General features: G+C 37.2%; 9 protein-coding genes and 1 pseudogene. 3 read left to right on the forward strand and 7 right to left on the reverse strand.

Annotation, left to right across the window (positions count from 1 at the left end):
- Nucleotides 1-411 precede the first annotated feature (411 nt).
- Nucleotides 412-543 (forward strand): hypothetical protein, encoded by a 132-nt coding sequence (locus B5D30_RS14255; RefSeq protein WP_268802096.1) that lies wholly within the window; start codon nucleotides 412-414, stop codon nucleotides 541-543.
- Between the two features lie 83 nt (nucleotides 544-626).
- Here the strand turns inward: B5D30_RS14255 and ntdP are convergent, their stop codons facing one another.
- From ntdP to B5D30_RS04450, 7 genes are all read right to left on the reverse strand, one after another.
- The gene (ntdP, locus tag B5D30_RS04420; protein ID WP_078806834.1) at nucleotides 627-1160 is read right to left on the reverse strand and encodes a nucleoside tri-diphosphate phosphatase; all 534 of its coding nucleotides are present in this window, start codon (nucleotides 1158-1160) and stop codon (nucleotides 627-629) included.
- A 124-nt stretch (nucleotides 1161-1284) separates the two neighbouring features.
- Entirely contained in the window at nucleotides 1285-2409 is a 1125-nt protein-coding gene (gene mutY / locus B5D30_RS04425) for an A/G-specific adenine glycosylase (RefSeq protein WP_078806821.1), read from the reverse strand.
- Nucleotides 2399-3199 carry a recombination regulator RecX gene (gene recX, locus B5D30_RS04430; RefSeq protein ID WP_078806822.1) on the reverse strand — a complete coding sequence of 267 codons (801 nt, stop codon included), beginning with the start codon at nucleotides 3197-3199 and terminating at the stop codon, nucleotides 2399-2401. Before recX ends, mutY begins: the two co-directional genes overlap by 11 nt.
- A gap of 64 nt (nucleotides 3200-3263) precedes the next feature.
- The gene (locus B5D30_RS04435) at nucleotides 3264-4760 is read right to left on the reverse strand and encodes a glycosyltransferase family 39 protein (protein ID WP_159443203.1); all 1497 of its coding nucleotides are present in this window, start codon (nucleotides 4758-4760) and stop codon (nucleotides 3264-3266) included.
- Between the two features lie 365 nt (nucleotides 4761-5125).
- Complete coding sequence (locus B5D30_RS04440; RefSeq protein WP_078806824.1) at nucleotides 5126-5881, reverse strand: ABC transporter permease; 756 nt, start codon at nucleotides 5879-5881, stop codon at nucleotides 5126-5128.
- Complete coding sequence (locus B5D30_RS04445; protein WP_078806825.1) at nucleotides 5868-6737, reverse strand: ABC transporter ATP-binding protein; 870 nt, start codon at nucleotides 6735-6737, stop codon at nucleotides 5868-5870. The genes B5D30_RS04440 and B5D30_RS04445 overlap by 14 nt, the downstream gene beginning before the upstream one ends.
- A 387-nt stretch (nucleotides 6738-7124) precedes the next feature.
- The gene (locus tag B5D30_RS04450; RefSeq protein WP_078806826.1) at nucleotides 7125-7991 is read right to left on the reverse strand and encodes a helix-turn-helix domain-containing protein; all 867 of its coding nucleotides are present in this window, start codon (nucleotides 7989-7991) and stop codon (nucleotides 7125-7127) included.
- 159 nt (nucleotides 7992-8150) lie between these two features.
- Between B5D30_RS04450 and rlmD the strand changes: the two genes are divergently transcribed.
- Together rlmD and B5D30_RS04460 are read left to right on the forward strand one after the other, a co-directional pair.
- Nucleotides 8151-9527 (forward strand): 23S rRNA (uracil(1939)-C(5))-methyltransferase RlmD, encoded by a 1377-nt coding sequence (gene rlmD / locus B5D30_RS04455; RefSeq protein ID WP_078806827.1) that lies wholly within the window; start codon nucleotides 8151-8153, stop codon nucleotides 9525-9527.
- Between the two features lie 201 nt (nucleotides 9528-9728).
- Nucleotides 9729-9970: pseudogene (locus tag B5D30_RS04460) on the forward strand (hypothetical protein); the annotation flags it as partial.

Raw genomic sequence — 9970 nt, forward strand, 5'->3', positions numbered from 1 at the left:
CTACGAGGGGCGTTCAGGAGGTTGCGACAGTGAACCATGTCGTTTATATACTCGAAACGAAGTTTCGAGCGACATTGTGAGCAGTCGCCCACCTCCTGCCCCTTGTAGCTAGACAGCATTAAAAGCTACGAGGGGCGTTCAGGAGTTTGTCGCAGTGAGCCATGCCATTTACTCGCCTGAAGCAGAGCTTCAGGTGGCATTGCGAACAGCGACCAAACTCCTGCCCCTTGTAGCTAGATAGTATTAAAAGCTACGAGGGGCGTTTAGGAGGTTGCGACAGCGAACCATGTCGTTTATATACTCGAAACGAAGTTTCGAGCGACATTGTGAGCAGTCGCCCACCTCCTGCCCCTAGTAGCTAGACAGCATTAAAAGCTACGAGGGGCGTTTTGAAGTTTGTGGTAGTGAGCCGTGCCGTTTACTTGCTCGAAACGTAAGTTTCGAGCGGCACAGCGAACAGCCACCCAACTTCAGCCCCTAGTAGCTAGACAAATAAAAGTGAAGAGGAGCGTTCAGGAGCCTGACGAAAAAACGGAAAACTAGCAATTTGGGATAAGTGTGAGTTTTTAGAGGTACCCATATAAAAAAGCGAGGCTAGGAAAAATTCCCAGCCTCCTCATTGTTCATCATCTCCGAGCTAACTGCTTATATCTTTCGTACCAAATATTCACATACTCATCAGAAAAAGGACCTTTTTCGTTGTTAATCCAGTCAACAAGAATTTTGACATTCTCTTTTAGGATAAAATCAAGCTCAGGTGAATAGTGCATTTTCCGCCTATGAGATTCATATTCATCTACATCTAACAAGCGTTTTTCGCCGTCAGGAAATACTTTGATGTCCAAATCGTAATCAATGTATTTCAATGCCTCGTCATCCAAAACGTATGGTGAGGCGAGGTTGCAGTAATAAGACACTCCTTTTTCTCGAATCATCGCAATCACGTTGAACCAAAATTTCTTGTGAAAATAGACAATCGCAGGTTCTCTTGTCACCCAACGTCTGCCGTCACTTTCAGTTACAAGTGTATGGTCGTTGACTCCGATAATGCTATGCTCGCTTGTTTTTAGTACCATTGTATCTCGCCATGTACGGTGCAATTGCCCGTCATGTTTGTAGCTCTGGATAGTGATAAATTCCGCTTCTTTTGGAACCACGATACACCACTTTCTAGTGAATACACACAATCCTACTCAAAAACATTTTACCACAAAAACAGCAAGGGGTTTAATTTTTCGCACGATTTATAAAGGAAAATAGAAGAAATTGCTTTTTATCAAGTTTTCACGAGTTTTCATTTTCCATTTTCAACAGCTCGAAAAGTTTGATTTGAGGTTTTGGGAAAACGAGTTTTGCATAGTCGTCCTCTTTTGCCCAGACAGATTTTTCGTCGAATTTTTTTTCACTAAGCAAAAAGTTTTCCTTTTCAAATCCGCGGAAAAGTAAAATATGCCATTTTAGATGTGAGAAAATGTGCGTTACTTCACCAAGAGGCTCTTTTGTGAAAATGAAGTCCTCAAATTCCTCAGAACCCAAAAATTCACGTTTTTTCTTCAAAAACTCATTATATTCACTTTTGCCGACTTCGATAAGCGGGAAAGTCCACATATTTGCGAGTAACCCAGTGTCCTTACGCTGTTTTAAATAGTATTCACCTTGTTCATTTTGCATGGCAAGTGCCACGTAGTAAAGCGGTTTTTGCTTTAATTTCTTCGTTTTCACGGGAAAATTGAGCTGAGTGTCCTTTTGATAACTCAAACAATAATTTTGAATAGGACATTCTTCACATTTTGGGCTTGTCGGCGTGCAAATGCGACTGCCCAAATCCATGAGTGCTTGATTGAAATCACCGGCATACTCATGAGAAATAATTTTTCGCATACACAGATCAAATATTTTCCTGCTGGAAGTCTTTGAAATGTCGTGTTCGATTTCAAAAAGTCTACTTGTTACACGTTGAACATTCCCGTCAATTGCTGGCTCGGGTAAGCCGAAAGAAATGCTTGCAATCGCCCCTGTCGTATAAGGTCCGATACCTTTTAACGTGCTGATTTCATGAGGAGTGCTAGGGAATATGCCGTTAAATTCTTCCATAATTTGCGTAGCAGCGATTTTCAAATTTCTAGCACGTGAATAATACCCCAACCCCTCCCAAATTTTTAACAACTCCTCCTCATTGGCATTAGCCAAATCAGATATGTTCGGATATTTTTCCATAAAACGATAAAAATAATCAATAACGGTTTCTACACGTGTTTGTTGTAGCATAATTTCACTTATCCACACACGATAAGCCTCCGTATTTTCTCGCCAAGGAAGATTGCGTTTGTTTTTGAAATACCATGAGAGAAAATCTTGTTGAAATGTTGAAATTTCGGTATTTCCCCACTTCTCCCAATTATTCTTCATCACTTTCAACCTCCTCAATTGCATGAGTTATCAAATCTGATTCAAAACCTTTTTGGTAGAGTTTTTCTTTTGTTTTCATCACACGTTTATAACGGTCAAAATTTCTAAATTTATGCCAAAGTTTTTCACATTCACGCAAAAGCAACGTCCACTCGGCTTCCTCGTCCTTTTCAAATTCTAAATGCTCAAAAGCAAACTGAATGTCTTGCGAGGTGAACCCCTTGTTATTCAAGCCAAGGCGAATTTTCTGCAAAGCCTCACGATAACTCCGTTTTCGATATTGTTTCGCCAAACTTCCCGCCACTTTTAAAGCAAGTTCATGCTGTTCTTCCTCAGAAAATTCAAGCAGAGCCTCCTCAATAAGTTCACTTTTCACGCCTTTTTGCTTTAGCTGATAACTGAGGTGGTACACTCCTTTATCGCTCACACGTTTTTTCGTGCGAACAAAACTTTTGGCATAATTCAAATCATCGAGCCATTTCATTTCTTGCAGACGTTCTAAAATTGCTATTCGAGAGGGTTCGTCAATTTCTTTCTCTCGCAAGTACTGATCGGTTTCCAGAATACTCCGCATTTGAAAATCAATATAACGAAGTGCCAAATTCAAGCCTTTTTGTAGCTGATTTTCCTGTTGAATTTCAAGAAATTCTTCTTCGGTCAACTCTCGCTCTTTTGTTAAGCGATACTTTACAAGCACGTCCTCAACAACAAATAACGCCTCGCCATTGTCAAATTCTATTTTGAAAACTCCTTGCTTTTTCCCTTGTGCAATTGAAATTATTTTTATCATGACTTTGTTTCCTTACATATTCTTTTCTTCTATCATACTAAAAAAACGCAAAATGAACCTCATTTTAGCGTTTTAGATTTACGTATATTCTATTTTCTTGTATAAAGTCGATACAAATACTCCCCCTCAGTATTAAATCGTACAGGAATTTCTTTTGTTTTGTGGTGCCACGCTCGAGTAGTTTTTTCTCGTTTTCATCTGTTTTTTCGTTTGGTGACAGATAGAAAAGCGTGTCAGCTAGTTTATCGGCGGAGGTAAAATGGCGATAAACTGCTTTGGTGAGAGGTGATTGCGGATTGTTTTCATATACATTTTGAGAATAAATCGTTGCAATTCTGGCACTTATGTTTGAATCTGAAAGCACTGGAGTGTTGGTTAGTGCTTTGGATTGTATCGCATCCTCTAGCGTTTTGTTCCCTTGAAACTGTCTGACATCCGTCCAGCCAGTGTAGAGTAGCGTTAGGGCGAAAAAGGAAAATGTGAGTTTTTTGATTGCTCTTTTTTGCTTTCTTTTTTCGATTAAAGAAATTACATTGAACAGAGCAACGAAAAAAATCGGAGTGGCAACGATTAAGTATCTGGGTAAAAAGATTGGTCGGAACAATATTGAAACGCTAAGACCTATCAATAGGAGCATGAGAGGTGTAAAGAGTCCGAGTAAAATTTCATCAGAGAAAAACTTGCGAATTTCTCCGCCTTTCCAGACGAAAAATAGAAATCCTAAAAATAGGCAAAGACTAACTGCTAATACGACAAAAGCAATTTTGTGCGAGACATTTCCGTCAGCTGAAGAAATCAAGTAGAGAAAGCTAAGGAGGAAATCTCGCAGACTTAGGCGAGGAATCCAAAAGCCTTTTTCTTGAATGGTTGAAAGCTGATGAAGTAAAATTTTAAGCCAAGGTAGGTAGCAAAGAATTGTACCTATGCCGAACATAAGCGTAGCAAGTGCTTTTCTGAAATTTTTCCTTTTTAGCCAGACAATCAAGCTGTATAAAAACAAAACGCCTGCCCCAAGTCCTGCGAAGTAATTCGTATAAAGACATAACAGGCTCGTGATAGAGCAAAGGGCTAGATGTTTCAAATCACTCGTTTCCAAAAAACGTAGCATCAAAAGGTAGCTGGCAAATAGAAATAGTTGGCTAAAGCTATACATACGCAAGTCTGTTGCGGAAAGTAGCACGTGTGGCATGAGCGTAAATAGTAGTGCTGTGAGCAGTGACGTGCTACTTGGGTAGCTTTTTCCTCTCATATGTCGATACATTAATACGGCGATTAGAAAAATTGCTAGGCATGAGAGCAAGCGTAATAGCCGAATTTCAAGCGATAAATCTCCCCCACTTAGTAGCTGCACTGGTTTTGCCAAGAGGTAATAAAGTGGCGGATGCACATCTTGAGCGGTGAGGCTGAGGATTTCGCTCGTTGGGTGTTGCAAAAGTTGCAAAGTGAATGCCTCATCTCGCCAGAGAGCTAGATTTTGAATTTGGGTGTAGAGTAGTATGAGTAGACTTGTGGTGAGGAGGACAATTATTAGAACGTTTCTCCCCTTTTTCATTCTTTTCATTAGCTGACCTCGCTTTCTTTTTCGATATACTACCATATTTTCAAAGGGAGTCGGAAAGTTTTGCGTATATGCAATGCCTAAAAAGGAGAAACTGGGTAAAAATTGTTATATTATGAAGTGAAAAAGTTGATTTTTCGGTGTTTTTCTTTTTTATTAAATTTATTTATAGAAAATCTTAAATTTGCATATATGTAATGAATTTAGAGGTAATTTCAAGATAAAGAGATTTTTTTGAAAAGAGGTGTGGATAGACACTCCCCACACCTCAACTTTCAGCTGAGGCAAACAATCCGATTTTGGTTGAAAATGAAACTTTACGTTCTATTTTCAACACAAAAAACGAACAGATAACTTTGCTTATGTTATTAATAATGTTTATCCAAACCAGCCACTCGACTTTTTTCTAAAATGAAGTTAAATAACAAAAATCCAATAAAGAAATAAATAATCGAAACTACGGCAAGTGGCACGAAATATTGCAGACTTACAGTTTCACCTAAAATCAATTTTTTACTCATTGCAATTCCTTGGGTGATTGGCAAATAGTTTCCAATGAGCTGAATGGCTTTTGGCAAACTTGCCAAAGGGAAAACAGCACCAGAGAGAATCATGAGAGAGTAAGAAATAATGGATTCAAAAGAGGCTGTTTTTGTATATTTTAATGTTAACGCACATAAAAATAAAGTAAATCCTAAAATACCGAAAGAGACAACAAGAAAAAGAGGGATCATTCCCCAATGAAATCCTATTGGCAAACCGAGTATGATTTTTAATATTACAAGCGAGAGAATGACTTTTATAAAATTGACCATTCCCCAAACGGAAGAACGGATAATGATGAGTTTTTTCAAGCCAACCGGTTGAATCATTAATTGATCCAAAATCCCCATTTGTTTCTCGCTTGATGTGGAAATGGCAGCCTCACCGATTAGACTACTTAGCAGAAACCAGTAGACAAATCCAACATAAAAAGTTGAGTCGTTCATGTTTCCATTCATCATACCCATAACAATAAAAATGAAAATGGTAATTAACACGCTGACAATTTGGTCGGGATAATAAGTTTTTAGTTCAAAGAGATATTTTCTTAGCTCTCCTTTAAAAAATTCAATTGTTTTCACTATATACCTCCAATAAAATATCTTCAATTGTTTTTTCTCGTTCATGAAATTCCAAAAGTGTATGCCCGGCATGGAGAAGTTTGCTCAATTCTTCGCTTGCACTTTCGCTTGTTGGAAAAGTTTTCTTTTGAACAATATTGTTTTGAACGGTTTGAAGTTCAAAAGATTGTGGTTTATATTGTTTGATAAATTCCTTATACTTCCCGCAATAGAGCTGTTTGTGGTTGTTTAATAACAACACGGTATCAGATAAATTATCTAAAACATCTGCTTGGTGAGAAGTTAAAATAATTGTTTTCTTCTCTTTTTTTGCAAGGTCGCTGATAATGTTCATCATCTCTTGATTTGCCTCGAAATCAAGCCCGAGCGTTGGCTCGTCAAGGAAAATAGTTTCCGTATTTCTTGCCAAACAACAAATAATTGCTAATTTTTGTTGCATTCCTCTGGAGTACGTTCCAACAGGTTTGTGAATTGCCTCTTTCATATTGAAACGTTCAATTAATTCGTTCATTCTTTCTTTTTCATTTTGAATGGTTTTCCCCGACATACTTAAAAAATAACGGATATTTTCCCAGCCAGAGAGAAAAGGATAGACATTTTCGACAGATTCTAAAACGGCACTTACGTTACGATAAAAGTTTTCATTTGTTTTCACTTTTTCGCCACGATAAGAAATCGCACCACTGCTCGCTTTTATCATTCCTAACAAAATTTTAATCAGTGTTGATTTTCCAGCACCGTTTTTCCCAAGGACAACAAAAATCTCCCCTTGTCGAATAGAGAAATTTAAATTTTCAAATATAACGTGTTTTCCATATGTTTTAGATAAGTTTTCACATAAAAAGATTTCAGACATAGAGTTTCTCGCTTTCTGGTAATAATTGCATTTATACCTATTATCGCAACTAATTTATTAGAATAACATATTTTAGGCTTTGCTAAAAAAACATTACATATATGCAATAGCAAAAACGACAAATTCCTCTGCTTTTTGTTATATTAAGAGCTGGAAACGCTGAAAGTAGGGCAAAAAATTTTTTTTTGAATTTATTTTATTAAAAATCCCTATTTTGCATATACGCAACAAATTTAAGAGGAATCGTTTTTTCTGTTATACTTTTTGGTGGAGGTGAGTAGTATGCTTAGTATTTTTTCTTATTTTGGACGTCTGCTAGGAATCATCATTTCAGTAGGGTAACACGAATGTAAGGTACGCAAGGAATCTAGACTGCGTACCTATTTTTTAGCTCTTTTCGATGAGTGCTAAAATTTTTTGATAATCCTGTTGATAACTTTTTGCTAAAGTATCGCTATCTAAATCACGAAAAATTTGAATCGCTCGATCCACTTTGTCTTTTCCCTTGTCCAGTTTAGAGTCAATGCAATCTAGCAATCCAGACATTACCAATAAAACAGTTTTATAATATAAATCAGTCTCGTCAAGTAACTCTTGTACGATTTGTTGATAATAAAGTCCTTCTTTTAATTTTTGTTTAAACGCACATATATAAATTGTGTTTAACAACGCTTGGATAACAAGTTGTCTATTCTTAGGGATTTTTCTGTAATACGCCGTTCTCATAACTAATTCTTTTGAGAATTGCATAACGGTTTTAAATTCATAGCTTGTAATAGTATTGGTGTAAAATACTAATTGATAATATCCCCAATCTTCAATAGAGAATAAATACCCTGCCATTTCTTTTATTTCATTAGTAGTAAGATATTCTTGCTCAGTCATAAGACCCCATATAGATTTCAGCATATAGTAATTCCATTTATCATGTTCATCACTGGAATTTTTCCTTTTTTCTTGCTTGTCCAACAGACTTTTTATTTTATCCGTATCGTTGTTTACATAGGCTTTGGATAATTTTTCTAATAATTGATTGCGTTCGCTTTGTTGATAGCCAGAAAGGATATACTCAAATTCTTCTAACGACACCCCCAATCTCTTCAACGACTTATAAAACCTAGAAATAGAAATATCCGTTTTTCCTTTTTCAAATCTTGAAAATTGTGCAGTTGAAATATGCTCTTCACAAACATCAGAAAGTGAAAAATTTCGATTCTCTCGAATTTCTTTAAATGTTTTTCCAAAATATTCCATGATTCTCTCCCTCTGAATACACTAATGTTCATTTTTCCTATAAAAAGTATAACGTTTTTTCGTTATGCTAACAACGTTTTCATGTGACGCTTTACGTTTTGTTTAAATTTCATCAATATGCTAAACTAAAGGCAACCAAAAAGAAAGCAGAGGAAGAAAATGTCAGTTCAGCTAAAAAAAGGGCAACGCTTGCTTGGGGTGAAAATCAAGAGAATCGGGATAAATGGCGAAGGTGTGGCAAATTATAAAGGCAAGATTTTGTTTGTAAATGGGGCAATCACTGGCGAAGTTTGCGACGTTCGTGTGGCAGATGTGCAAAAAACATTTGCAACAGGAAATGTGATTAAGCTGAAGAAAAAGAGTAAAAATCGTGTGAAACCATTTTGTGAAGTTTACGGCAAATGCGGTGGCTGTCAATTACAGCATTTAGATTATACCGCTCAGCTTGAGTTGAAAAAAGATTTACTACGTCAAGCGTTGGAAAAATTTAAACCGCAAGGCTATAAAAATTACCCTTTACTTGATACAATTGGCATGGAAAATCCGAAAAATTATCGCAATAAAGCACAGTTTCAACTCGCTAGTTTCCATGGAAAAGTGGTGAGTGGTTTGTATGAGTTAAATTCACATAAAATAGTCGATTTGAGCAATTGTCCTATTCAAGATGAACGGACTCAAAAAGTGATGAATACGGCAGTACGATTGCTTGAAAAGTATAAATTACCAATTTACAATGAAAGAAGTCGCACGGGGAATTTTCGTACGTTGATGACACGTGTCGCCCTTGCTACTGGAGAAGTACAGCTTGTTTTTATCACAGCAAAAGCTGAATTTCCAAAAAAAGAAGTGATAATCAAAGAATTGCAGGCTCTGCACCCTGAAATCACAAGTATCATGCAAAATATCAACGCAAAACGCACGTCAGAGATTTTTGGTAATAAAACTCTTAATCTTTGGGGAAAATCTGCAATTAATGAGCGACTTGGCGATGTAGCATTTGAATTGTCCGCCAGAGCATTTTTTCAGCTGAACCCTGTTCAGACGAAGAAATTATACGAACTAGCTATTTCAGCCCTTGATTTGACGAGTGAGGATATTTTAGTTGATGCCTATTGTGGCGTGGGAACAATTGGGCTGAGTGCAGCGAAGTTTGTGAAAGAAGTTCGTGGTATGGATACTATTCCGCAGGCGATTGCTGACGCTCAAAAAAATGCGGAAACTCTTGGAATATCGCACGCAACATATGAAGTCGGCACCGCAGAACACCTTTTGCCAAAATGGATAAATGAAGGATTTCAGCTGACAAGTGTTATCGTTGACCCGCCAAGAAGTGGTTTAGATGAACGATTAATTCAAACACTGCTTGAGATAACACCTGAAAAATTTGTCTATATTAGCTGTAACGTCTCTACGCTTGCACGAGATATGGTCAAACTCTCACAAAAATACGAAGTGGAATCTATGCAATCCGTCGATATGTTCCCGCACACTGCCAGATGTGAAGTGGTGGTGAAAATGAAATTAAAGAGCAATTAATGGGTACCTCTAAAAATTCACGCTTATCCCCAATTGCTAGTTTTGGAGTTTTTAGAGGTACCCTAATAAAGAAGGTCGCAAAGTTTGGGCTCTATACTAAATCGTGTGGAATAACAAAAATTCCATGCGATTTTTTTGCATAAAAAAAGACATCTCGTTTACAATGTAAGTGCCTAACCCAACAGTAAAGGAGATGTCTTCATGGATAAGTGTACAAGAGAATTACTAGGATTTCAAGATGAAAGTTTGATATTTGAAAAGGACCGTTGGTTTTCTAGAGGGGTAGATAAGAAAAATAGAAAATTCAACAGAATTGATGGGCTATATGCGAAAGTTCCTACGCATTGCGAGAGTTGTGGGGTTCTATTTCAGAGCTCAGCAGATTACTATAAACATGGAACTATCGCAAATAAGCGAGTGATTCAGGTTCCAGAATACAATGG

Source organism: Pilibacter termitis (genome assembly GCF_900167335.1).
GTDB classification, from domain to species: domain Bacteria; phylum Bacillota; class Bacilli; order Lactobacillales; family Streptococcaceae; genus Pilibacter; species Pilibacter termitis.